This is a genomic window from Streptomyces sp. NPDC021562 (assembly GCF_040640875.1).
Classification (GTDB): domain Bacteria; phylum Actinomycetota; class Actinomycetes; order Streptomycetales; family Streptomycetaceae; genus Streptomyces.
Map to the genome: position 1 here is coordinate 468,959 of NZ_JBFACN010000002.1, position 24,155 is coordinate 493,113.

Consider the following 24,155-nt stretch of genomic DNA (forward strand, 5'->3'; position numbering starts at 1 on the left):
GGTCCGGCCCGAGTACGGGTGGTGGGCGCCGCCGCCCAGGGACACCGGGCCGGCCACCGGCGCGACAGGTCACAGGGACGCGGGGAGCGACTGTTCCGCCCAGATCGTCTTGCCGGTGGGGGTCTGACGGCTGCCCCAGCGTTCCGAGAGCTGCGCGACCAGGAGCAGCCCCCGGCCGCCCTCGTCGTAGACCCGGGCGCGGCGCAGATGGGGGGCCGTGCTGCTGCCGTCGGAGACCTCGCAGATCAGGGACGCGTCGCGGATCAGGCGCAGGGCGATGGGGCTCTCGCCGTAGCGGACCGCGTTGGTGACCAGTTCGCTGACGATCAGTTCCGTGGCGAAGGCCGTGTCCGTCAGCCCCCAGGCCTCCAGCTGCTCGCCGGCCATCTTGCGGGCCCCGGCGACCGCCGCCGGGTGCTGCGGGAGCTGCCAGGTGCGGACCTTCGCGGGGTCCAGGGCGGACGTGCGGGCCAGGAGGAGCACGATGTCGTCGGCGGGGCGGTCGGTCAGGACCGCGCGCAGGACCTGGTCGCACATGTCCTCCAGGGGCAGGGCCGGCCCGCCGAGGGCCCCGCGGAGCAGGTTCAGGCCCACCTCGATGTCGTGGTCGGCGGTCGCGACCAGCCCGTCGGTGTAGAGGGCGAGCAGGCTGCCCTCCGGCAGGGCCATCTCGACGGACTCGAAGGGGAGGCCGCCGAGGCCGAGCGGGGGCCCGGCCGGGAGGTCGAGGAAGCGCACCTGGCCGTCGGGGGTGACCAGCGCCGGCGGCGGGTGCCCGGCCCTGGCCATGGTGCAGCGGCGGCTCACCGGGTCGTAGACGGCGTAGAGACAGGTCGCACCGACCTCCCCCAGCACCGCCCCCGCCTCACCCGGCCCGACCCCGTCGGCTCCCGTCGGGGCTCCGGCCGTCCCGCCGAGCGCTGTCTCCGGGCGCCCCGGGAACACCGGGGTCTCCTCGGGGTCGAGGCGGATGACCAGGTCGTCCAGCTGGGTCAGGAGTTCGTCGGGGGCCAGGTCCACGTCCGCGAGGGTCCGGACCGCCGTACGCAGGCGCCCCATCGTCGCGGACGCGCCGACGCCGTTGCCGACCACGTCGCCGACCACCAGGGCGACCCGGGCGCCGGACAACGGGATGACGTCGAACCAGTCGCCGCCGACGTCCGCGCCCGAGCCCGTGGGCAGATAGCGGTACGCCACCTCGGTGGCCGCCAGACCCGGTGGCGGCCCCGGCAGCAGACTCCGCTGGAGCGCGAGGGCGGTACGGCGCTCGCGGGTGTAGCGGCGGGCGTTGTCCACGCTCACCGCGGCCCGCGCGACGATCTCCTCCGCGAGCCGCTGGTCGTCCTCGGTGAAGGACTCGGGCGTACGGTGCCGCACGAAGTGGACCAGGCCCAGGGTGACGCCCCGGGCGCGCAGCGGCACCATCAGCACCGAGTGGATCATGTGCCGGGCGACGGCGTCGGCGCGGGCCTGGGAGGCGGCGATCCACTCCCGCATGCCGGGGGCGCCGGGGCTGTTGCGGGTGGCCCGGCCGCCGGTCAGGGCCCACATCGGGGGCGTGTCCGCCGGGTAGTGGACCGGGTCGCCCGGGGCGGCCGCCGACTCCGGACAGCCCGGCAGGACCGACCGCTGCGCGGTACGGCGTACGGTCAGGGACCGGCCCGGCGGCAGCGGTTCCGGCTCGTCGCCCAGGACGACGGACTCCAGCAGGTCGACGGTGACGTAGTCGGCGAACTGGCCGACGGCCACCTCCGCCAGTTCGTCGGCGGTCCGCACCACGTCCAGGGTGCTGCCGATGCGCAGGCTCGCGTCGTTGAGGACGGCCAGGTGGCGGCGGGCCCAGTACTGCTCGGTGGTGTCGAAGACGACCGCGGACAGGCCCTGCACCGCGCCGGTCTCGTCCTTCAACGGGGAGAAGAACATCGACCAGGCGTGCTCGCGGGTCTCGCCGGGCGCCTGGCCGTGCTGCTCGTGGAAGACCGTCCGGCCGGTGCGCAGCACCTCCCGCTGGAGCCGGTCGTACTCGTCGAAGGGCGGCCTGGGCTCGATCTCCCACAGGGTCAGCCCGCGCATCTCCGCGACGGGCAGGCCCATGACGCGGGTCATGACCTCGTTGGCGGTGACGAGCCGGGCGTCCCGGTCGTAGATCGCCACCGGCATCGGCAGCTGGGCCAGCGTGAGGTCCCACAGGGCTGCCGCGCCCGCCTCGACGCGTCCGGAGACGGTCGTCCGCGCCGCGCCGGTGACCAGCCAGAGCGGCCGGTCGGCCCCGGCGGTCAGCGGGGTGCCCTGGAGGCGTACGACGACCCGGTCGCCGTTGTGGTGCCGCAGCGCCACCTCGGTGGACCAGCGGTGCCCGGCGGCGAGGTGGCGGCGCGCGGACGGGGGCAGGCGCCCGGCGAGCAGGGACCGGGCCGGGCGGCCGACGACCTCGGTGGCTTCGTACCCGAGCAGTTGCCGGGCGCCCGCGCTCCACACGAGGACCGCCCCGCCGGCGTCGACCACGACCGCCAGGTCCTCCGGTACGCGTGCGTCCATGGTGCCTCCGGGTGTCCGGGTGTCCGGGTACCCGCACCCGCTCCAAGGATCCCGCCGTGTCCTTGTCCGCTCAACCGACGGCGAGCGGTTCCCCTGCCCCGCGGGCGGCCCCTCCGGTGGTCAGGACGTCGCGGCGGGGGTCTGCCTGATGCCGTCCACGACCGTGCGTTCGAGGATCGCGGTGGTGTAGACGACGGTGCCGGGCGTGATCAGGCCGTCGTCGCCGCTGTTCCTGCGTACCTGGACCGAGCGCTCGCCGAGGAAGACATGGCTCTTGCTGTCGAAGATCCACTCCTCGCGCTGTCCGCTGGCCTCGTCGAGCCGGGCCACCGCCACACCGTGCCGGCCCACCGCGTCCGTCGCGTCGTCGACCACGACGACACCGGGGATCTTCGCGGCGGCCTTGAACAGCGCCGGGTACAGCCCCGCCGGGGGGTAGCTCTCGCCGAGGAGGTCGCCGATGGTGGTGAACGCCTCCTGGTCGGGGGAGTTCCCTTGGCCCTTCGTCTCCTTGTAGATCTTGGCGAGCAGCTTGTCCGGGTCGGTGGTGAGCTTGGTGAGGTAGTCGTACGACGGTCCGTTCAGGGACGGCTTCGGGGTGTTGCCCTGCTCGTCCGGGAGGGACAGGGTCTCGCCCTCGGGGCTCTTGTTGACGGCAGGGTCGATCAGCCAGCCCTTGGTGCCGTCCGGGGACTTCCAGACCTGCCGCGTGTGCAGCGGGTGGCCGGCCAGGGAGGACGTGCCGTCGACGGTGCGGACATAGCTGTCGGCCGACTTGGACTCGATGTAGATGTACTGGCCGGGCCGGACGGTGGGGCGGGAGGCCGAGGTCTCGGTGGCGGCCAGGGAGATCTGGTCGAGCAGCCGGGTGACGCCCTTGGTGGTGGCCGCGCCGACGGTGGTGGTGAGGGCTGGGCCGGCGTCCTGCACGCCGTTGCCGTCGTGGCCGGTGAGGGTCACTCCGGCGACGACCGCCGCCGCGAGCCCGGCCACCGTCAGCGGCAGGGCGACCGCCGGACGGGGAAACCGGCGGCGCCGCTCCGGTGCGGGGGGCGTGGTCCGCTCCGTCTGCCGCATGTCGTGGATCTGGGCCATCAGTCGCTCCTTGTGGAACTGGTGGCGGCCCGGCGGCAGGTCCCGCGCGGTTGCGGACAGCAGCTCGGCGCCGCCGTCGCCCTCGGCCGGGTGGTTCCGGGAGGTGTGCACGGTCATCGTCGTCCTTCCTGTGCGGGCCGGATCACGTGGGTGTGATCACCTCTTGTCTGTCGGGAGCGGCGGTCGCCTTCCCGAATTCCGCGGACTTTTCCCGGCGGTGGGCCGGCTGGCGGGGGGCCGGCCGGCGCTGGGCCGGTTGGCGGTGGGCCGGTGGGTGCGGGGCTGGTGGGTGTGGGTCCGGCGGGCGCGGGGTCGGCTGGCGGTCGGCCGGCCGCCGGGGGACCTGCGGGCGCGGGGCCGGTGAGGTCGCGCAGCTTTCTTCGGGCGCGGGAGAGCCGGGAGGCCACGGTGCCGACGGGGATGCCGAGCGCCTCCGCCGCCGCCCCGTAGTCCAGGCCCTCGCCCAGGCAGAGCGTGACGACCTCGCGCTCCGGTCTTCGGAGGCGGCCGAGGGCGGTGAGGGCGGCGGCGAGGCGGTGCCGGTCGTCGACGCGGTCGGCCACCTCGTCCGCGTGGTCGGGCACCGACAGCTGTGCCGCCGCCGCGGCGTTCGCGGCGGCCCGGTACCGGCGGTTGCTGCGGTACTGGTTGCGGGCGGTGTTGGTGGCGATGCCCAGCAGCCAGGGGCGGAGCGAACCGCCCTCGGGGTCGACGCGGTCGCGCAGCCGCCACGCCTCCAGGAAGGTCGCGGCCATCACGTCCTCGGCCACCGACCAGTCGGCGGTCAGCCGGAAGGCGTGGTTGTAGACGGCGCGCGAGTAGCTGTCGAACAGCTCCGCGAACGCGCTCGGCTCCCCGGCCCGTACCCGGGTACGCATATGTGTGCTCACGTCACTGAGCTGTCCGGCACGCCCCACCCCCTTCCCGTGATCCGGACCACACCCGAACCCCGTCGTCCCCTGTCACCCCTCGGCCGCCGGACCGACGCCCCGAGTCTGCCGTCTCCGGCTCCCCGCCCAGCGCATCCTCAGGGGGGCATGACCGCCGTGAGCCGGCCCCGGTGCCCGTGCCTCACGGCCAGGTCTCCTCGGGGTCGGTCGGGCGGCGGGGCCGGCCGGAGTGGTCGGCCGCCCCCGTGATGGCGCCGATGATCTCCTCCTGGGAGGTGGTGCCCACCTTGAAGAGGCCGTTGTTGCGGCCGAGGCGCAGTACGGCGACCCGGTCCGCGACCGCCTTGATGTCCCCCATGTTGTGGCTGATGAGCAGCACCCCGGCGCCCCGGTCGCGGAGGTCCTCGACCAGGTCGAGGAGGTGGTCGGTCTGTTCGAGGCCGAGCGAGGCGGTGGGTTCGTCGAGGAGCAGCAGACGGGGCTCGCTGAGGAAGCACCGGGTGATCGCGACGACCTGCCGCTGCCCGCCGGTGAGGGTGGCGAGCGGGGCCCGTACGTCGGGGATGTGCAGGGGCAGGATCCGCAGGACCTCGCGGGCGCGGCGCTCCATCTCGTCCTCGTCCAGGACGCCGTGGCGGTGGATCTCCCGGCCGAGGAAGAGGTTGCCGACGACGTCGAGGTTCCCGCACATCGAGAGGTCCTGGTAGACGGTCGCGATGCCGAGGGCGCGGGCGTCGCGCGGACGTTTGATCTGGACCGGGCGGCCCTCCCACTCGATGGCGCCCTGGTCGGGGGTCACGACCCCGGAGATCACTTTGACCAGCGTGGACTTTCCGGCGGCGTTGCCTCCCACCAGCGCGACCACCTCTCCGGCCCTGATCTCCAGGTCGACGTCCACCAGCGCCTCGACGGCGGCGAACCGTTTGCAGACGCCGTGCAGCGCCAGCAGGGGCTGAACCACGGGGCCACCACCTCCCTCACCCGTGGGGCGGGCTCATCGGGTGAGTCCGGCCTTGGCACAGGCGGACCGGAGTCTAGGCGTACACATCTCCTCGATACGGTATATAACGTCCCTCATCAGCGTGTCCTCGACCGTGCCGGCTGTCACCGGGTACGACGGCAGCAGCACCGCCGGGATCTTCTGCGAGGTCGGTCCGGCCACGGTGCCGGAGGCCACGGAGGCCATGGAGGCCACGGAGGCCATGGAGGCCACGGAGGCCACGGAGGCCATGGAGGCCACGGAGGCCACGGAGGCGGCAGAGGCGGCCGGCTCGCCGCGGCCCAGGGCGACTGCCATCCGGACGGCGGGCGCGGCCGGGACGTTCACGCCCCGGGTGATCAGGGCCTGGAGCTGTTGCTGCTGGACGTCGGCGTCGGGCGCGGCCGCGCCGACCGGCGCCGGGCAGTGCGGGCACAGCCGCTTCAGCGCCTGCTCGATGAGCGGCCGGTCGAACTGCCCGACCCGCGAGGCCCCGCCGCCCGGCAGCAGCGCCCCGACGCCGAGTCGGCCGCCGCCGCTCCCGTCGACGCCGAGCCGTTCGCCTCCGCTCGCGCCGTCGCCCCCGCAGGGGGCGCCGAGCACCGGCCCGGCCCCGACCGCGACGGCCACGCGGGTGCGGGCGAGGCAGCCGCGCCGCGTGCCCGCAGGCCCGATGCCGAAACCCATGACCGGTTCCTCAGCTTTCGCCCTGACTCGTCCCGTAAGAGGAGTCTGACACCCACCGCCCACACCGTCACCCGACCTGCCCCGAGCACCCGGCCGCCTCCGGGCGCGGCACACCGGCCGACGGTGCGGATCCGCCGCCGGGGAGCGTCCGGCTCCCCGGACCTGGCTGGACCCTCTGCGACAACAGCGAGCGCGACCGCATCGTCCGCAGTGACAGCGATCGCCGCCGCGAGTGACGGCGTCGACGGCCTCGCCGACGGTCACCGCGTGGACCCTGCCACGATCGATGTGCAGCTGCCGCGCCGCACACAGCCCCTCACCCTCCGGTGAAGTAGGACGGCTGCCGGACGCTCATGCTCCGCGCGACCGACGTCAGCACAGCCGGGCTCACCGGCGGCGAGGTCGCCTGGATGTCCGCCACCGTGTCGCCGACCCGGATGTAATAGGAGACGTACTGCGAGTTGCCCGAACGCCACACGTCCGGCGCGACGGCGGTACAGGCGGGAGCCGGGACGGGATAGGTGGAGTTGATCGCGGCGCAGTGCGACGGTGGGGTGAACCGCGGCTGCACCGGCGCGACGATGACCTCGATCTCGCGATGCAGCTCCGCCATGCTGGTCGCCTGCCGGCCGTCGGGGGCGAGACGGTAGTAGAAGGTGGGAGCGGTGAGGGTCTCGGTCCCGACACCTTCGATGTGGTAGCCGCTGGGGACCCGCGGTCCGAGCAGCGGGACCGGGCTCGCCGACAAGGCCGCCTCCTGCCGGCTGTCGTCGACCCGCGAGACGACGAACGTGTTCACCGGCACCACCAGCGCAAGCGCCACCACCGTCGCCACACGCGGCAGCCACGGGCGCAGAGACGCGATGAACCATGCCGCGAGCGCGAAGGCGGCGGTCGGCAGCGCGAACGGGACCCAGCTGACGCCGCCCGGTAGCGCGGGGAGGTTGTCCACCGCCGTCAGATACCGCAGGAGGTACCAGCTCAGACCGACACCGAGCAGCGCGGTGAGCCATGCCGGACGCACTCCCAGCATCCGCAACACCGGCCACCCGACGACGAACAGCACGAACGGAGTGACGTCACCCCACAGCACGGCCACCCCGAGGCAGCCCCAGCCGGGGGCGTTCCGGCAGGCGGGGGAAGAGACCAGCAGCCACTCCGCGAGGTACAGCGCCACCATGAGGCCGAGCCCCACTCCGGCGGCACGCAGCGTGCGCCTGCTCCGTCTCCGCGCCCCTGGTATCGGTTCAGCTGTCCCCGCGCTGCTCACTGCGCACCCCCGTGCTCGTCTTCCGTAACGGGAGCACTGTTCCGCACCTCACCTGCCCTTCACCTGAGTACGCGTACTCAGGTGAAGGGCGCCCAGTGCGGATGTCCGGGTCGGGTTCTGCCCCGGCCAGGAAGGTCCAGCAGGTCGGCGCCGCCGGCTGACGCACGCTCCGACCACCGCGGCGCATTGCGGACGCGCGCCCACCCCGAAGGCCGAAGCGGACCACCCCAGCCACGGCGTACCCCACGCTCGCTCACCAAGGAACGGCGCGCACGGAAAGCCGGTCGACCTTCGCGCGGAGGGGGAGGAGTTCACGCTGCCGAGATCATTGACGGCAGGCCGCGGTCACTGTGGAATCAAGGCGATGAGGGGGAAATGTTGAACACCACTATTCGCCACGGCGCCGTTCTCGCCGCCACCGCGTGTGTCCTCAGCGCGCTCGCCGCCCACGGTGCCGCGGCTGCCGCTCAGCCCAAGGACGCCGCCACCGGGTACAGCTGCCGGTACGGAGCAGTATCGGTCTCGGACGCGGCAGGATCGGCTGTACCCACTGCGCGGAAGCCCGGCGTTGCGCTCTACGCCACGCTCCGGCTCCACAACACCGAGAACACGGCACTCACGAAGGCCTCGTACGTCTTCGCCATCGGCAACCTGATGAAGAACCGGGGCCCCGCGCCCCGTGTCCGGTGGCGCGTCGGCAAGGGCTCCTGGCACGTGATGACGCTGCACTGGAACAGCAAGACCAACGGCTCGCTGCCCCTGTGGAACTCCCAGGCTTTGCCCGTGGGCACCATCCCCTCGCGCTCCACCGTCACCACGGAGATCTCCGTGTCCTTCCCCAAGAAGTCCATCAAGGCTGCCTACTACGACTCCCTCGACGTGCACAGCGGTGGTTGCGGCAACACTCGCCTGGACTGGTACACCGGCAACGGCTTCGAATACTGGCCGTGGAAGGGGACCCCGGGCAAGCCCGCCCAGAGTTCCGGCGAGGACTGAGGAGGACCCAGGCGGCGGGCAGTGACGTCCAGCCGAAGCGTGACGTTCACCCGCCGCCACTTCCGCTCCCACCATCGTGGCGCATTGCAGGCGTGCGCCCGGTGATGAAGACCAGGTGGCCTCTGATCTAGGCGTTCTTGGGTTGGGCCTGCTGAACCACCTCGAAGGACCACAGGGTCGAACCCGAGGCTGCTGGCTTCGGCTTCTCCCCAGCCTCCTCACCGCCGCCCTGGTGCGCCGTCTTCATGGGTCCCTCCATCCACGCCTGGAACGACTCCTCGTCGCGCCACCGCGTGTAGACGAGGTAGTTGTCAGTGCCTTCGACCGGACGGAGAAGCTCGAACCACTCGAACCCGTCGGAGCTCTCCACGGCGTGGGCGCGATGGGCGAACCGCTTCTCCAGCGTCTCCCGCTGCTCTGCCGGCACGGTCAGTACGTTGATCTTGACTACGCTCATGCCTGCATCTTGCCGCACGGGTGATCAGAAGAGCGTGAGCGACGGGGGCCCTCCCTTCGGTCCGGCCGTGGCGCGTCGAACCGGTCCCCGCGGTACTGGGGGCGTCCGGCACCAGGACGCTCCTGTGGGGAACGCGGGCCGCACGTGCAACGGTTGCCTCAGCGCCGTCGTCGGCCGCTGAGCTGCGGCGATCGGCGTCGGAGGCCCCTGGGGGTTCCCCTTAGGGGATGTCACAGGTCTGCGGCAATGGCGGCCTCGGACGGCCGAGCCCGCACGCGACCCTTCCGGACCGGGTACGTTCGAGGACGTGGCTGGATTCAGGATCGGACGCGGCGGCCGGGACACCCGTGCCCCGCAAGCGCGACCGCAACAACCCGCGTACGGGCAGCAGGCGCCGCCCCAGGGCTACGGGGGGCAGCCGGGGCCGTCGTACGGACACCCGTCGGCCCCGCGGCCCCCGCAGCCGTCGTACCCGCAGCACGGCGGCGGGTCCGGCTGGCCGCAGGCGCGCGGCGGTCACCCGGGGCAGCCCGGTCCCGGGCAGGCGGGCGGCGACGGCCCCGAGTACTTCGGCGACGACAGCGGGTACGGCGGATACGGCGGCGGCCAGGGTGCCGGTGCCCGTGACCCGTACGCGGCGAACCAGCCGGGTCACACCCAGGCCTTCTCGGTCGACGAGGCCGAGGGCTACACCCAGGGCGCGACCTACCACGCCGGTTCGGCCGTGCAGTCCGGCCCGATCGGCCCGCGGCTGCACTGGAAGGACCTGCTGAGGGGGATCGTGCTGGCTCCGAACCAGACGTTCCTCCAGATGCGGGACTACGCGATGTGGGGCCCCGCCCTCGTCGTGACCTTCCTCTACGGCCTGCTCGCGGTCTTCGGCTTCGACGGCGCCCGCGCGGACGCGATCAACGCCACCCTCTCCAACGCGATCCCGATCGTCCTGGTGACGGCGGTCGCGATGGTGCTCTCGTCCTTCGTCCTCGGTGTCGTGACCCACACCCTCGCCCGTCAGCTGGGCGGCGACGGTGCCTGGCAGCCGACGGTGGGCCTGTCCATGCTGATCATGTCGGTCACGGACGCCCCACGCCTCCTGTTCGCCATGTTCTTCGGCGGTGACGCGGGCTTCGTGCAGATCCTCGGCTGGGCCACCTGGCTCGCCGCGGGCGCCCTGCTCACCCTGATGGTCGGCAAGTCCCACGACCTGCCGTGGCCGAAGGCGCTGGGCGCGTCCGCGATCCAGCTGATCGCACTGCTGTCGATCGTGAAGCTGGGCACGTTCTAGCGATCGTCGCACCACCCCGGCCCAACGGCCGGCCACGCACCACGCTCGGCCGGGAGACACCGGCCGAGCGCCTGGGCACCCCTCTCGCTACCTGATCCGGCGAGGCTTGCGCGGCGCCTTCCCTCCGGGGAAGGCGGGCCGTTCCCGCCTGGCCCTCGACACGAATTCCGCACGTGTCAGAACGGTCCGTGGCTGTGGGCGCAGGACCGACCCCGCGTCCCACGGGACCGCATGCGTCCACCCGAACTCCAGCGCCAGCTCGTCGAAGACCGGTGCAAAGTCCGCACCGACCAGGTCCGGCATGCGATGGCGGAGCCCTCGTACTCGGGCGACGAAGTCCGCGGGCAACGGCACGTGGTACGCCTCCAGGTAGTGCGCGAAGTCCGCTCGCCATACCCACACGCCGTCGGTGACGAGGGACGAACAGCCGGACGTGTGCCGGTGAACCTCACCCGTGAGGACGTCGACCCCCGCCTCCATGAAGTACGTGAGGCGATGACCTACGTCCAGGTACTCCACAATCTCGGCTTCGTCCGCTTCGCCGGACGCTTGCACCTGGGCCCTCAGCGGTCCCGCTGCCGACGCACCGGAGTAACCGAAGTCGTCGAAGAAGCCGAGCAGCCTCAGCACGCGACGCCCCCCTCGGCCTCTCCTGTCAGAGTGCTTCCTTGTTCTCCCTGGGGGCAGCCCCCGACTTGTGTACGGGAGGCAACACGGACCACGGGAAGTTGATCCAGTCGTCCGTGCGCTTCCACACGTACTCGCACTTCACGAGGGAGTGGGACTTCTCGTAGATGACGGCGGAGCGGACCTCGGCGACCGTGTCGAGGCAGAAGTCCCGGACGAGCTTCAGCGTCTTGCCGGTGTCGGCGACGTCGTCCGTGATGAGGACCTTCTTGTCGCTGAAGTCGATGAGGTTGGGGACGGGCGCCAGCATGACGGGCATCTCCAGCGTGGTCCCGACGCCCGTGTAGAACTCGACGTTGACCAGGTGCAGGTTCTTGCAGTCCAGGGCGTAGGCGAGGCCGCCGGCGACGAAGACACCACCGCGGGCGATGCTCAGCACTATGTCGGGCTCGAACCCGTCGTCGGCGATGGTCTGCGCGAGCTCGCGCACGGCGACGCCGAACCGCTCGTAGGTCAGGTTCTCCCGTACGGGACCACCGCTGCTCATGTCGGGTTCCTCACACCTGCGTCCGATGGAAGTTGAGGTAGGAGCGGGAGGCGGTGGGTCCGCGCTGCCCCTGGTAGCGGGAGCCGTAGCGCTCGCTGCCGTAGGAGTGCTCGGCGGGGGAGGAGAGCCGGAACATGCACAGCTGCCCGATCTTCATGCCGGGCCAGAGCTTGATGGGGAGGGTGGCGAGGTTGGACAGCTCAAGGGTGACGTGCCCGCTGAACCCCGGGTCGATGAACCCGGCGGTGGAGTGCGTCACGAGCCCGAGCCGCCCGAGCGAGGACTTGCCCTCCAGGCGCGAGGCGAGGTCGTCGGGGAGGGTGATGACCTCGTACGTCGAGGCCAGCACGAACTCGCCGGGGTGGAGGATGAAGGGTTCGTCGCCTTCGGGCTCCACGAGCCGGGTGAGGTCCGGCTGCTCGACGGAGGGGTCGATGTGGGGGTACCGGTGGTTCTCGAACACCCGGAAGAAACGGTCCAGCCGGACGTCGATGCTGGACGGCTGCACCATGGTTTCGTCGTAGGGATCGATCCGTACCCGCCCGGCGTCGATCTCGGCCCGGATGTCCTTGTCTGAGAGAAGCACGCCCCGAGGATACGCAAGGCGCGCGGACCCACGACAATCGTGACGAGTCCACGCGCCGGTGTTGCCGCGGTTTCGCTCTCCCAGCTACTCGCTACCGCTTCTCAAGAGCGACCGGTACGACGCTGCGCAGCCGGGCACACTTGGGGCACCGGACGAGCCGACCGGGGCCGAGCCGCTCGGCCTGCTGCATCGGGAACGAAGTGGTGCTAAACACGTGCCCTTCGGCACAGCGGACGACGGTGTGTTCCATCAAGTCCCTTGAGTCCCTTCCCCAGGAGCCGCGTCGGGCCAACTGCCGTGACGACGGAAAGCCACATTACGGGATCAAAGGGATGGCTCTCCAGGCGGCACTCCGACCTCGCCGAGCCCCTCTCCGATGCCCCACCGTACGCCCCAACTCCGTTCCCCCGCAGCCGGATCCCATGCCTCCGAACACACACGGACCCCTGGTCCGAGCACCGGGGGTCCGTCATGAGGTACAGTGAGCGAGCGTTCGGACACCGACTCCGGTCGGTTTCTACGCGGGTGTAGTTTAATGGTAGAACATCAGCTTCCCAAGCTGAGAGCGCGAGTTCGATTCTCGTCACCCGCTCCACGAAGAAGGCCCAGGTCAGAGACCCGGGCCTTTTTGCTGTCCATCGTGATCAGTTGCCGCGTGCCCCTCTGCGCGGCGGTGGCCCGAGCCTTGCGGACCGCGGCGTCCAGCCCTGCGGCGACCTCTTCCTGCCGCTCGTCGTCGGGGTGCTGTGGGCGAATGCTGAGTCTCGCGCGACGCGCGCAGCACGCCGATCGCGACGCTCTCCGCCCGCGGACTTCCTGCGGGCGGAGGACTCCGGCGTGAGGTGCGGGCGGCGGTTCAGCCGATGGTTGCGATGCCGTCGGTGGTGACGGTCGGGCGGCCCGAGGTGCCCACCACGACGATCTTCAAGGTGTGCTTGGCGGAGGCCGACCAGGTCTTGGTCCAGATCGCCTGGCGGTAGAGGGTCGTGGAGGACTTCAGGTCCACCGTGGTGACCTTGGCGCCGTCGACGTAGACGTACGCCTGGCCCGAGGTGGCGGCCCGCGAGACGATCCAGGCCACCGAGCGTCCGGTGAAGGTCCAGCTGATCGAGGCCTTGGCGGACGAGGAACTGTAGGAGTACCCGCCCAGGTAGCTGGTGCTGCTCTTGCGCGTCCAGGTGCCGGTCCGGGTGGCGGAGGTCTCCTGGACGATGCTCGGCGTCCGCTGGACGGAGGCGCCGGCGGCGTTGCCGGCCACGTCGTACGCCTTCAGGGCGAACAGGTCCGGCGTGCCGGGCTTGGCACTGGCCGACCAGGAGGTCACCGTCGGGCCGAAGGTGGCCGAGGACGGCGAGGTCGACGTGACGTTGGCGAGTGCCGCGTTGTCGGCGGCCTTCCAGGTCACCGAGACCGGAACGGAGGTGGAGTTCACCGTGCCGGTGCGCAGCTGCACGCCGGGAGCGGTCGGGAAGGTGGGCGCGGTGGTGTCGCCGACCAGGGTGACCGAGCCGGACAGCGTGGTCGCCCCTCGGACGTGGGTGGCGCGCACCTGGACGGTGTGGCTGCCGGAGGCGACCGTGACCGAGGCGGAGCGGGCGGAGCCGGAGGTGTGGGCCACCGCCTTGCCGTCGACCAGGACGTCGAAGCCGGAGATCACCGCGGACGGCGTGGCGGTCGTCCAGCTCACCGTGGCCGTGCCCTTGGTGTAGTAGTTCGTCCCGGACTTGGCCGCCCCGCCGGACATCCCGGTGACGGAGACCGTGCCGACCGGGCCTGCCGCGTAGGAGCGGATCGTGCTCAGGGCGTTGTAGAGCTGGTTGCCGGGGCAGTCGGTGGCGAAGCCGTTGCGGTGCCCGGATATCGCGTCGAAGGTGTAGCTGTTGCCCAGGGTGAAGCCGTGGCTGTCGGAGGAGCCCTCGGGCAGGGACGCGGTACCGGTGCCCGGGTTCACGCCGGTCATGCCGAACTTCCAGGCCGCGATGCGGGCGATGGAGGCCAGCATCGCCTGGCTCGGCGCGGCCCCGGTGAAGGTGCTGGCCGTGGAGTCGCCGCCGCTGAGGTCGGTGTACGTGCCGATGGCGGCCACGCCCATGCTGTTGGTGTTGAACCCGTAGGTCTGGGCGCCGACGACGGGTAGCGCCATTCCGCCGAAGCGGCCCTCGAAGACGGTGCCGCACTTGTCGACGAGGAAGTTGTAACCCAGGTCGCGCCAGCCCTGGTTGAGGTGCTCGGCGTAGATGCCGCGCACGATCGCCGGGGAGTCGGCGCAGGAGTAGTTGTTGGTGGTGTCCGTGTGGTGGACGAACATCACCTTCACCGCCGAGCCGTACGACGGGTAACCCGAGTCCCGCGCACACTCGTCCGCACCCCAGCCGGCGCGGGTCACCACGTCGGGCGGTGCCACCGTCGAGACGGTCGCGGCCGGCATCGGGTCCGGCGGGGTCGCCGGCGGGGCGGCCGAGGAGGCCGGGCAGGACGGGTACGCCTCGGCCGTCGTCGGAAGCTGGCTGGGCCAGGCCGTCGGGGACCCACTCGGCGAGGACGACGCGGAGGTCCCGGTGGACGGGCTGGACGGGGTGGACGGCGTGGTGGAGGCGGGGTCCGTGGCCGTGGAGGTGTCCGTGGGCGACGTGGAGTCCGTCGCGCTCGCGGTGTCCGAGGCACCGGTGCCCATGGTGGGCGTCGCGGTGTCGCTCGGGGCGGAGCTGTCCGTCGGCGAGGCGGTGTCGGTGACCGGCGGGGCGGCGGTGTCGGTGGCCGTCGCGTCCATGGCGTAGCCTGCCGGACCCATACCGGAGTTCGGTGTTCCGTCGGTGGCGGGCTTGCCCGGATCGACCAGGTCCACCCGCAGGCCGGCGGGCAGCGCGGTGGTCCTGCCCGCGCCGGTCGCGCGGACCTGGATTCCGTTCGACGGTCCCGCCCACAGCGGGGACATCCCGCCGCGCACACCGGGACGGTTCAGCTCAGCGGCGTCGGGGAGGTCGTCCGGCTGCTGCATCTTCAGCCACTGGGTCCAGTGGCCGTCGGCGGTGGAACGGGTCCGCACCTCGACCGTGCCGCGCAGTTCGGTGTGCGCACCGTTCCAGGTGACACCGACCATGCTGAACGGTGCCGTGGACCGGGCCCCCAGTGTCTTGAGTGCCGCACCGGCTCCGGTCAGGGACAGCGAGTGGACATGCGTCTTGATCGGTCGCTGCGCGGCCGGCGCGCCACGGCCTGGTGAGCCGGCCATGGCGACGGTCGCCACCACCATGCCGCCACCGGCTGCAACCCCCGCCAACGCCATCCACGTTCGCTTCTTCGGACCGGATCTCCTCGGACCGGATCGACGGCGACCGTGCCGAACGCTGTGTTCAGTTCTCATGCCCCACCCTGAAGCCCCGTTGTCGTTGTCATCAGCTAGCACAGGGCACAGTCGTGACGGGAGTGCCCTGACATACCAGCGCACCCGGGTGACCAGATGTCACATTCCCGGACCCGGGCAGGGAGGGATCGGTGTCTCCGCACCCGTCGGTGCCCGTAGGGTGCCGTAGCGCTCCATGCGCTGCCACCGCAACCGCGAACCCGCCACGGCGGTGAAGACGGACTGGATGACCACCAGATACATCAGTTGGCGGTAGACGAACTGCTGCAGCGGCAGGCTCCACAACGGGCCGGGGCGTTCTCCGTCCAGGCGGAACGCGTACAGGCCCATGAGCCATTGCAGGAGCAGGAAGGCGAGCCAGAGGACGGTGATCCGCAACGGGTCGAGGAAGGCCAGGCCGTAGAGCGCGAAGACGTCGACCACGGGGGCGAGCAGCGGCAGCAGGACCTGGAAGAGGAGGAGGTAGACCAGGCCCCGGCGGCCGAGGCGGCCTGCGGCGCCGCCCTGCACCAGCGCGCCGCGGTGCTTCCACATCGCCTGCAGCGTGCCGTAGCACCAGCGGTATCGCTGCCGCCACAGGGCACCCAGGGATGCGGGTGCCTCGGTCCAGGCCACCGCCCTTTCCTCGTACACGACACGCCAGCCGGCCCGGCACAGTGTCATGGTGAGGTCGGTGTCCTCGGCGAGGGTGACGTCGCTGACCGCGCCGAGCGCGAGCAGGGCCCGGCGCCGGAACGCCCCGACCGCGCCGGGCACGGTCGGCATGCACTCGGCGAGGTCGAAGAGGCGGCGGTCGAGGTTGAAACCGACCACGTACTCGACGTGCTGCCAACGGCCCAGTAGTCCGCCTCGGTTGACGACCTTCGCGTTACCGGAGACGGCACCCACGGTGGGGTCGGCGAAGGGCTGCACGATCGTGCGGACGGCGTCGGGTTCGAAGACGGTGTCGCCGTCGACCATGACCACCAGCTCGCAGGTGGCTGCGGCCAGGCCGGTGTTGAGCGCGGCGGGCTGCCCGCGTTCCGCTGCCGGATCACCCGCACACCCGGCAGCCGCAGGGACTCGACGAGATCGGCGGTGCCGTCGGTGGAGCCGTCGTCCACCACGATGATCTCCACCGGGTGGTCCGAGGCGACCAGAGAGCGTACGGCCGCCTCGATTCCGGCGCTCTCGTTGTACGCCGGGACGATGACGCTGACCGGTTCGGTCACCGGCGGTCCCCACGGCCTGGCCCGGCGCCCGGTCCGCAGCCGGCGGTGTCGGCGGGCCGCGACCAGTACGACGGCCGCGCGCAGCACGCTGACCGCCCCGGCCGCGTACATCAGCACGCCGAGCAGCCGGATGGTCCCGTCGCCGAGTTGCAGCATCTTGATGAGGGCGACGCCTTGGAGGTGGTCGCCCAGGCCGGCCGTCCGGACGGGATCCGTCATGCCGACCGCGGCGCCGACCGTCGTGAACCGGAAGCCCTGTGCCTTGAGCCGTGGGATGAGGGTGTCCAGGGCGGCGACGGTCTGGGAGCGGTCGCCTCCGGCGTCGTGCATCAGCACGATCTGCCCGGCCCTGCCGTGCGGTGTCGCGTTCGCGAGGACGCGGGCGGTGCCGGGGCGCTGCCAGTCCTCGGCGTCCAGGGTGGAGAGCACCGTGACGTATCCGGCCCTGTCGGCCTGTTCGAGGACGGACCAGCCGGCGTCGTCCAGGGCGTCGTTCTCCGAGGAGTACGGCGGTCTGAGCAGCGCGGTGGTGACGCCGGCCGCGCCGGCCACCGCGAGCTGGGTCTCGCGGAGCTCCAGGGAGCGCTGCCACGGGGCGAGGCGGGAGAGGTCGGGGTGAGTGAAGGTGTGGATGCCGATCTGGTGGCCCTCGGCGACGATCCGGCGGACCAGCTCCGGGTGGGCGACGACCTGGGTGCCGACGACGAAGAAGGTCGCGTGCACGTGGTTGCGGCGCAGGACGTCGAGGATGCGCGGGGTCCAGACCGGGTCGGGGCCGTCATCGAAGGTGAGGGCGATGGTACGGGTCTTCGGGCGGGCGGTGTGCGGGGAGCCGGCGGCGCCCGCGATCACGGGGCCGCCGCGGGCGACCTGGCCGGGTACCGCGTCGGCACGGCCGGGGGGACCGGTCACGTCGTCCGAGGTGATCCCGAACATGTGGTGGGTGTAGCCCTGCAGCAGGAGGGCCGCGGACAGGGTCACCACGAGCACGCACAGCAGGAGCCAGTGGGTGCGGGGGGTGACCCGTTGGGTGCGGCCGCGGAGGCGGGGCACGGCGGTGGTGCGGGGTACGGCTATGCGGGGCGGGTGATCGGTCGGATCTGTCATGTCGGGGCCTGGGGTCACTTCACGGGCTTGTGGGACGCGGCGTTGGCACGGCCCTTGGCGGAGGGTGCTCCGGTGCTGGTGGCACCGGCACTGGCAGCGGCGCTGGTGGGGGGAGTCGCGGTCGTGGTCGGCGCGGCGGTCCCGGCGGGCGTCGCGGTGGTGGGGGGTGTGGCCGCGGGGGTGGTCGCGGCCGTGTGCCCGCCGGTCCGGCCGGAGGCCGTCCGCGGCTCGGTGGAGCGGGCGTCCTGGTCCGCCGCGCCGGAGTCCGTGCTCCGCGCCGGGTGACCGTGATCCGTGCCGGCGGGGGAGCCGGGGGTGGTCGCGCGGTGCGTGGCCGGATGCGTTGTGCCGGGCAGCGGGACGAACGGCGCGCTGATGGTGGGGCCGCCCAGCAACGCGCTGACCAGCAGGGCGACATAGACGCCCGCGGGGATCAACAGCAGTCGTGCGGCACGCCGCACGCGCCGCTGGCGGCGTCCCGAGGCGTCCACGAACACAGGGCGCGCCGGATCGTTCTCCGGCGTGTCCGGCTCCGCCACGGGACGGCCGGACTCGTCGCGGTCCGTCGGCAGCACGGTGATGACGTCACCGTGCGGAGATTCCCACTCCGTCCCGGCGAGACGGTCCGGCCCGGCAACGAGCACCGGTGCACCGGAGGCCCGGGGCTCCGGCTCCGCCGTGGCCGTGTCGACGGTGGTGCCGCCGGTGGCCTCGTGACCGTGGGCATACCCGTACCCGCGGCCGATGGGCGGCTCCTCGCCGTACCCTGCGCCGCCGTCGCCCGTCCATTGCACGAGTCCCGCCTCCCTCCGAGCCGACCGACGTGGTCGTCCGCATGAAGAGAGCGCAGCGGGCCCAGACTGTTACACCTCCCACCCCGTTCAGTCACAAGTCCGGCTCCGGGTATCCGCAGGTCCCGCCTCGCGGCGCTTCCTCGCCCGTCCTTGATCGCGACTGCTCACGCCTTGGAACGGCACTTCACCACCGCTTCCCCGCACCGGGCCGCGTGCGCGTAGAAGGCCCGTAGTTCCCGGTGCGTCATGGCGAACGCGCGGGACGTCTCGGGCTCCGCGGTGATCCCGCCGTAGCCGGGCAGCAGCCGGTCCCGGGCGAGGTCCCACAGCGCGTCGAAGTCGGCGTGGTCCAGGAACCCGGCCACCCGGCGGGTCTGGGCCGCCGTGAGGACCAGCAACGGCGGCTCGCGCGGGTCGGTGCGGAGCACGGGGTGGCCGCCGAGCACCACCTGGGCTTGCGGCCGGCTCCCCGGCGCGTCCGGCGGAGCGCCGGTGTAGACGCGCTCCTGGTCCGGACAGCACACGTCCAGGGCCTCTTCGTGGCACCGGCCGGCCCGGTGCCGGAGGGACTCCGCATCGCTCGCGAAGAGCCGCTCCAGCCAAGCCGGACTGTTGCGCAGTGCCGGGGCCGGCACCGCTCGCAGACGGAGGTAGGTACTCATGACAGGGGGAGCGCACCAGAGCGCCGAAGCATCACGCGTCCCCACGGTGCCGGGGGCGTGGCTGCGGCGCCGTCACCGGTGAGGGTCACTGCTGCCGGTGCGGACGGCACCGGTCCCCCGCGTCGCGGCGGCGTCTGCCGAACCCACCCGGCTGAGCGCTGGGAGACGGGTGATATCGGACAGTGCTTCCGAGCGTTGTGACGTTTCTGTGAGAGCGCGCGCTGATGGTCGTGGGGCCGTCGGCGCGACCGGAGCGCGGCGGACAGTGGGAAAACGGTTGTGATCCGTGCGAACGAGGGCAATCTTGGGCCAGGGGCGGCAAACCCGACGCGTACAGGAGTACGACGGGGAGCTGGGCGCGGCGGTCGTGCGCGCCCAGGACGGCGACGAGGGCGCCTTCGCGTTCCTCTACCGGATCGTGCAGCCGGGCCTTCTGGGCTACCTGCGGGGTGTCGTCGGCGACGACGCGGAGGACGTGGCGTCCGACGCCTGGCTGGAGATAGCCCGCGACCTCGGGCGGTTCAAAGGGGACGGCGCGGGATTTCGCGGCTGGACCGCCACCATCGCCCGGCACCGGGCACTGGATCACCTGCGTCGGCGGCGGGTGCGGCCCCAGGCCGGCGGCACCGACCAGGACGTACTGGATCTGGCCGGCCAGCACAACACGCATGAGCAGGCCCTTGAGTCCCTGTCCACCGAGTGGGCCATGGAGTTGATCCGCGGGCTGCCGCGGGACCAGTGCGAGGCCGTGCTGCTGCGGGTCGTGGTCGGTCTGGACGGCCCGTCCGCCGCGCGCGTCCTCGGCAAGCGGCCGGGCGCGGTGCGCACGGCAGCCCACCGGGGCCTGAAAAGCCTTGCCCGTCAGCTCGGGATCGGTGGTGAGGCGGAGGAGAGTGTGACGGATGTGGCTTCCCGCGCGCTGGGGGAGTCGACATGAACGACAACCGCGACAGGATCGGCAAGCAGGCTTCGGAGCCGGCACAGGGGACGAATCGAAGCGGTCGGACAGGAACGGAAACGGACATGGGTGAACGGCTGAGCGGCGACGGGGTGGGGGGCCGTCGACGTGGGCGGCCCGGCGGCACCCTGTCGGATCCTCGGGATGCGGGTGACGACACGGCGCTGGAGGCGGCACTGGCCGCAGCCCTCCGTGCGGACGATCGCGGGCCCCGGGGCGAGCGGCAGGCCGTGGCCGCGTTCCGGGCCGCCCACGCGGCGGGCGCGTATCGCGCGCGTACCAGGCGGCGGGACGACTGGCGGCCGGCAGCCGAGCGGCGGGTGCGGCGCCCGGTCAGGCTGACGTTCGGCGTGGTCTTCGCCAGCCTCGCCTTGGGCGGTGTGGCGGTCGCGGCCATCGGTTCCGTCGGCTCCCCCACCGAGGGCGCCGGACACCGCCGGGTAACGCCGAGCCCCTCGGCGACCGCCCCGAACCGGCCGGGCGGTGCGGCCTCGGTACCGTCCTCCGGCAAGGCTCGGCCGACGGACCGGCCCGCCACCGCCCAGGACACCGAAGCCCACTGCCGCGCCTACGACCAGGTCCAGGGCCATGGCAAGGCGCTCGACGCGACGGCCTGGCAACGGCTGATCGCGGCAGCCGGCGGTACGGACAAGGTGGCCGCCTACTGCGCCGAACGGCTGGCAGCCGCGACGGCCAAGCCGAGCCGCTCGACCGGTTCGGGCAAGTCCGGCAGGAGTGCCGGGAACTCCGCCGCCACAGCAGGCGCCACCGCCGCTGCCGGCAACGGCCGGGCGAACGGCGGGCAGGGCAACGGCAAGAACAAGTAGCCGCCGAGACGGAGAAGAGGCTCTCCCGAGCCGAGAGCGCACGTCACAGTGGCGTCACCCGGTCGGACGCGCATCGGCGGCCCACCGTTCGGGAGCCGCAGGCGCCCAGGCACCCGGCGCGTGGAAGCGGCAACGCGGACGCGTTCCCGTCTCCGCCCGGCGCCGTGCCCCTGGCATGCCCGGAAGGGTGGCCAGCCACGGTCAACAGCGTGCGAACCCGCTCTCGCCGGGTCGCCGCTGAACCGGACGACCTCAGGTCGAAAGCATCCCCTCGGGGACGGGGACGGTGCCGTCCTCAAGACGCTCGATCAGGACGGCGCCAGGGGCTCCGGTGGTGGCAAAGACGAGGTGCTTGAGCTCGCTGAGGACCTGGGACCGGAGCCGGTCAGCCGGAGTATCCCTCCAAGTCGGCGACGACGTTGACCGCTCCCTGAGCGTTGTTGATGCGGATGCAGCCGTCCGTGCCGACCGGCAGCACGGCCAGGATCGGGCGGGTCTCTCCGGCGGTCAGGCTGTCGTTGTAGACACTCGGCAGGCTGCCGTCGCCGTAGGCTGTCAGGTACGTGGCAGTGGTCGGCGCGACACCCGTGAGGTTGACCAGCACGGCGCTGGCGTCGGCCGGGATGCCGTCGACACCGGCGACCTTCACAGTGAGAGTGCCGTCCGCGCCCACCGGCCCGGCAGGGGCACCCGTGCCGTTGCGTGTGTCGAGGAAGCGGGTGGGACTGGTCGGTACGAACGGGCCCCCGCCCGTGGTGTACAGGCTCTGGAGATCCGCGATCAGGTTGACGTGCCCGCCGCTGTTGTAGATCTCGATCTTGCCGCTGCAGACAGGTGTGACCACCAGGTTGGAGACGGTCTGCCCGGCGCGGTAGTTCAGGTTCGACGTGCTCGGGCGACTTCCGCAGAAGACGGTGACCACGCCGCTGCTGGTGCCTCCCGCCGCGGTGACGTCGAGGACGGCGGCCACCGCGGATGATCCCGCGGGGGGCAGGGTGACGGTCGTGGTGCTGCCCGGTGCCACCTTGCCGATCGTGCCGGGGCCGTAGCGTGTGTCCAGGATCCGCCGGGGTGCGGTGAGGGGTGACAGGCCGCTCAGGTGTACGCCGGTCCTGGGCACGCTCGTGAAGTACCCCTCCACGTCGGCGATGAGGTCGACGTCGCCGTGAGCGTTGTAGAGGTCGACGTAGCCGTCGCTGCCGACCCGGACCGTGACCAGGTTGGGGTTGACTCGACCGGCGGTGAAGTTCAGGTTGGAGGCGGTCGGGCGACCGGTGCCGTCCGGGTACACCGTGACGTAGCTGCTCGCGGTGGCGTCGGCGTCGGTGACGTTCATGGTCACCGCGGTCACCCCGGAGGTCGGGATGCCGACCACGCCGAGGACCTTCAGGCGCACCACACCGCCGGGACCGACCGGTCGCTGGGGCGCGCCCGTGCCGTGGCGGGTGTCCAGGATGCGCTTCGGGCTGGTGACCACGTAGGAGGGGCCGACCGTCGCCGTGGTGGTGGCCGTGGCGGTGCGCCCGTCGGAGTCCGTGATGTGCTGCGTGACGGTGTACGTGCCGGCGGTGGCGTAGGTGTGAGCCGTGGAGCCGCTGGAGCCGGTGACCGTGACAGCCGCCGAGCCGTCGCCGAAAGTGATCCGGTCGCTGGTCGTCTGGTAGTAGCCGGTCGCGGTGAACGCGCAGCTCGCGGTGCGGGGTTCGGACGGGTCCTGGCCGCAGGAGAGGCCCGCGTCGGGCCCGGGCGGCTGGGTGACCGCGAACGTGATGAACCCGCCGGTGCCGATCCGGGTGCCGTCGGCTCTGTCCACGTCCACCGCGGCCTGGAGGTAGCCGCTCCCGGAGTCCTGCGGGTAAGTGTGTGTCGCGGAGCCGGTGGACGACGTGGCCGTGGTGCCGTCGCCGAAGTCGAACGCGTAACTCACGCCGTCCAGCGAGTCCGACCACGGGTTGCTCACCCTGGTGGTGAAGGTGGTCGGCACCCCGACGTAGGCGGTGTGGCTCGGTGACATGGCGATTCCGCTCACTTTGAACGGGTCCTGGAACTCCATGGCGCCCCGGTCGTACGAGCTGTCACCCGTGCCGGTGTCCGCGACCAGAGGGTCGTTGACCCTGGGTTTGCCGTAGAAGTCCGTCGAGAGTTCTCCGGGTGCGTTGGCGTCGCCCGAGTCGATGAGCGGGGAGTGCTCCGTCAGCCACTCCGTCACGGGGATGGTCAGGTCCGTCTGGTCCAGGTCGTGGGCGCCCTGCCCGGTGCCGTTCCGAAGGGCCTGGCTGGTGGCGTAGGCGGTGCCGGCCCAGTCGTAGTCGGTGCCGGTCGACAGCGGGTTGACCGCGTTGTAGTCCTCGGTGACCTGTGCGGCGGAGGTGGCGTCCACCGTGATCTCGGCCGGTGTGCCGGTGTCGGAGCAGGTGGTGTTCGTGTCGGGCGTCACGACGGTGTTCTCGACCGACCCGGAGCTGCCGCCGGTCAGGCTGATCGCGTTCCCGCACACCGTCGAGATGGTGTCGCCGGCGAGGTGGATGCCGGTGGTGCCCACGGCCGTGACGCCGCCATGGACGGTCCCGGCGAAGCGGTCGTCGGAGAGCGTGACGTCCTGTGCTCCGGCTGCGCTGGCGAAGACCGGCCCGCCCGACAGGGTGACCAGGTCCCGGGTGAGCGCGACACCGGAGGAAGAACCGTCGACCGTGATCGCCGGGACGGTCGCCGCCGTGTGGAGGCCCGTTCCGATGGTGGCGAGGCGGTAGGTGATGTGCTGTGAGTCCGCGAAGGCCAGGGCGGTGGTTCCGCTCGCCGAGGCGTGGATACCGGCCATGTCGACATACTGGGCGCCGGAGAAGGTGATCCCCCTCGTCTGCCCGCCTGCCACAGTCACGGCTGTTCCGTTGCCGGCTGCGGCGAAGAATCTGACGGGCGCGTCTGCCGTGCCCTTGCTCGATATGGTCACCGGGGCGTAAACGGTGTTGTTGCCCGCGATGTGAACGATGTCGCCCGCAGTCGCGGCCTGCGCGGCCGGCTGGATCTGGCAGAAGGGTTCTTCCTTCGAACCGGGGCCGGTGTCACTGCAGTTGGCGGCGAGGTTGTCGACGTACAGCGCGGTACCGGTATCCGCGTGAGCAGTGCCGGCGCCGAGGCCGCTGAGCAGGACCGCTAGAACGGCGGGTGTCACGAGTGGTCGTCCGCGGCCCATCGGGTGCGCTCCTCCCCCTGGCCGGTGAGGGCGCATGATCGCCGTCGCGCACAGCCTGTTACATCCAGTCAGCTGTCCGCTG

At 71.9% G+C, this 24,155-nt stretch carries 18 protein-coding genes, 1 tRNA gene and 1 pseudogene; 5 read left to right on the plus strand and 15 right to left on the minus strand.

Translation table 11 applies throughout. The annotated features are described in order from the left end of the window. Nucleotides 1-69: 69 nt before the first annotated feature. The 6 genes from AB0G52_RS04565 to AB0G52_RS04590 all read right to left on the minus strand — a co-directional run bounded on the left by AB0G52_RS04565 (nucleotide 70) and on the right by AB0G52_RS04590 (nucleotide 7,369). Nucleotides 70-2,538: a SpoIIE family protein phosphatase gene (locus tag AB0G52_RS04565; RefSeq protein WP_361333601.1), complete on the minus strand. Its 2,469-nt coding sequence runs from the start codon at nucleotides 2,536-2,538 to the stop codon at nucleotides 70-72. A 120-nt stretch (nucleotides 2,539-2,658) separates the two neighbouring features. Beyond that, nucleotides 2,659-3,750 (minus strand): CU044_5270 family protein, encoded by a 1,092-nt coding sequence (locus tag AB0G52_RS04570; protein ID WP_132888543.1) that lies wholly within the window; start codon nucleotides 3,748-3,750, stop codon nucleotides 2,659-2,661. Then, nucleotides 3,747-4,511 (minus strand): sigma-70 family RNA polymerase sigma factor, encoded by a 765-nt coding sequence (locus AB0G52_RS04575; protein ID WP_361333700.1) that lies wholly within the window; start codon nucleotides 4,509-4,511, stop codon nucleotides 3,747-3,749. Before AB0G52_RS04575 ends, AB0G52_RS04570 begins: the two co-directional genes overlap by 4 nt. A 193-nt stretch (nucleotides 4,512-4,704) precedes the next feature. Next, on the minus strand, nucleotides 4,705-5,484 hold the full coding sequence (locus AB0G52_RS04580; RefSeq protein ID WP_361333604.1) for an ATP-binding cassette domain-containing protein: 780 nt from the start codon (nucleotides 5,482-5,484) through the stop codon (nucleotides 4,705-4,707). A 33-nt stretch (nucleotides 5,485-5,517) separates the two neighbouring features. After that, nucleotides 5,518-6,189, minus strand: a complete 672-nt coding sequence (locus AB0G52_RS04585; protein ID WP_361333607.1) for a hypothetical protein — start codon at nucleotides 6,187-6,189, stop codon at nucleotides 5,518-5,520. 316 nt (nucleotides 6,190-6,505) lie between these two features. After that, the gene (locus AB0G52_RS04590) at nucleotides 6,506-7,369 is read right to left on the minus strand and encodes a hypothetical protein (RefSeq protein WP_361333610.1); all 864 of its coding nucleotides are present in this window, start codon (nucleotides 7,367-7,369) and stop codon (nucleotides 6,506-6,508) included. A 465-nt stretch (nucleotides 7,370-7,834) separates the two neighbouring features. Between AB0G52_RS04590 and AB0G52_RS04595 the strand changes: the two genes are divergently transcribed. Next, on the plus strand, nucleotides 7,835-8,455 hold the full coding sequence (locus tag AB0G52_RS04595) for a hypothetical protein (protein WP_361333613.1): 621 nt from the start codon (nucleotides 7,835-7,837) through the stop codon (nucleotides 8,453-8,455). Nucleotides 8,456-8,582: 127 nt separating this feature from the next. Here AB0G52_RS04595 and AB0G52_RS04600 read toward each other — a convergent pair whose 3' ends face one another. Beyond that, nucleotides 8,583-8,912: an antibiotic biosynthesis monooxygenase gene (locus tag AB0G52_RS04600; protein ID WP_132888547.1), complete on the minus strand. Its 330-nt coding sequence runs from the start codon at nucleotides 8,910-8,912 to the stop codon at nucleotides 8,583-8,585. 307 nt (nucleotides 8,913-9,219) lie between these two features. On the opposite strand from AB0G52_RS04600, the gene AB0G52_RS04605 reads away from it, so the two are divergent. Continuing rightward, on the plus strand, nucleotides 9,220-10,197 hold the full coding sequence (locus tag AB0G52_RS04605) for a Yip1 family protein (protein WP_165939333.1): 978 nt from the start codon (nucleotides 9,220-9,222) through the stop codon (nucleotides 10,195-10,197). A gap of 87 nt (nucleotides 10,198-10,284) precedes the next feature. Here AB0G52_RS04605 and AB0G52_RS04610 read toward each other — a convergent pair whose 3' ends face one another. From AB0G52_RS04610 to dcd, 3 genes are read right to left on the minus strand one after another with little or no spacing between them, the layout of a single operon-like run. Beyond that, complete coding sequence (locus AB0G52_RS04610) at nucleotides 10,285-10,827, minus strand: hypothetical protein (protein WP_361333617.1); 543 nt, start codon at nucleotides 10,825-10,827, stop codon at nucleotides 10,285-10,287. A gap of 25 nt (nucleotides 10,828-10,852) precedes the next feature. After that, nucleotides 10,853-11,371 (minus strand): phosphoribosyltransferase, encoded by a 519-nt coding sequence (locus tag AB0G52_RS04615; protein ID WP_132888550.1) that lies wholly within the window; start codon nucleotides 11,369-11,371, stop codon nucleotides 10,853-10,855. A 10-nt stretch (nucleotides 11,372-11,381) separates the two neighbouring features. After that, a complete protein-coding gene (dcd, locus tag AB0G52_RS04620; RefSeq protein ID WP_123975552.1) occupies nucleotides 11,382-11,957 on the minus strand; it encodes a dCTP deaminase in 576 nt (191 codons plus the stop codon). A 521-nt stretch (nucleotides 11,958-12,478) separates the two neighbouring features. On the opposite strand from dcd, the gene AB0G52_RS04625 reads away from it, so the two are divergent. Then, nucleotides 12,479-12,552 (plus strand) — tRNA-Gly (locus AB0G52_RS04625). A gap of 261 nt (nucleotides 12,553-12,813) precedes the next feature. On the opposite strand, the gene AB0G52_RS04630 is transcribed toward AB0G52_RS04625, so the two are convergent. From AB0G52_RS04630 to AB0G52_RS04645, 4 genes and pseudogenes are all read right to left on the minus strand, one after another. Further along, nucleotides 12,814-15,243 (minus strand): N-acetylmuramoyl-L-alanine amidase, encoded by a 2,430-nt coding sequence (locus AB0G52_RS04630; RefSeq protein ID WP_361333621.1) that lies wholly within the window; start codon nucleotides 15,241-15,243, stop codon nucleotides 12,814-12,816. Between the two features lie 177 nt (nucleotides 15,244-15,420). Next, nucleotides 15,421-17,639, minus strand: a pseudogene (locus AB0G52_RS04635) (bifunctional polysaccharide deacetylase/glycosyltransferase family 2 protein). 14 nt (nucleotides 17,640-17,653) lie between these two features. After that, nucleotides 17,654-18,433: a hypothetical protein gene (locus tag AB0G52_RS04640; protein ID WP_361333624.1), complete on the minus strand. Its 780-nt coding sequence runs from the start codon at nucleotides 18,431-18,433 to the stop codon at nucleotides 17,654-17,656. A 164-nt stretch (nucleotides 18,434-18,597) separates the two neighbouring features. Further along, the gene (locus tag AB0G52_RS04645; RefSeq protein WP_361333627.1) at nucleotides 18,598-19,095 is read right to left on the minus strand and encodes a DUF1877 family protein; all 498 of its coding nucleotides are present in this window, start codon (nucleotides 19,093-19,095) and stop codon (nucleotides 18,598-18,600) included. A gap of 304 nt (nucleotides 19,096-19,399) precedes the next feature. Between AB0G52_RS04645 and AB0G52_RS04650 the strand changes: the two genes are divergently transcribed. Together AB0G52_RS04650 and AB0G52_RS04655 are read left to right on the plus strand one after the other, a co-directional pair. Beyond that, the gene (locus AB0G52_RS04650) at nucleotides 19,400-20,032 is read left to right on the plus strand and encodes an RNA polymerase sigma factor (protein WP_361333703.1); all 633 of its coding nucleotides are present in this window, start codon (nucleotides 19,400-19,402) and stop codon (nucleotides 20,030-20,032) included. An 86-nt stretch (nucleotides 20,033-20,118) separates the two neighbouring features. Further along, on the plus strand, nucleotides 20,119-20,880 hold the full coding sequence (locus AB0G52_RS04655) for a hypothetical protein (protein WP_361333630.1): 762 nt from the start codon (nucleotides 20,119-20,121) through the stop codon (nucleotides 20,878-20,880). A 385-nt stretch (nucleotides 20,881-21,265) separates the two neighbouring features. Here the strand turns inward: AB0G52_RS04655 and AB0G52_RS04660 are convergent, their stop codons facing one another. Beyond that, nucleotides 21,266-24,052 carry a PKD domain-containing protein gene (locus AB0G52_RS04660; protein WP_361333633.1) on the minus strand — a complete coding sequence of 929 codons (2,787 nt, stop codon included), beginning with the start codon at nucleotides 24,050-24,052 and terminating at the stop codon, nucleotides 21,266-21,268. Between the last annotated feature and the right edge of the window lie 103 nt (nucleotides 24,053-24,155).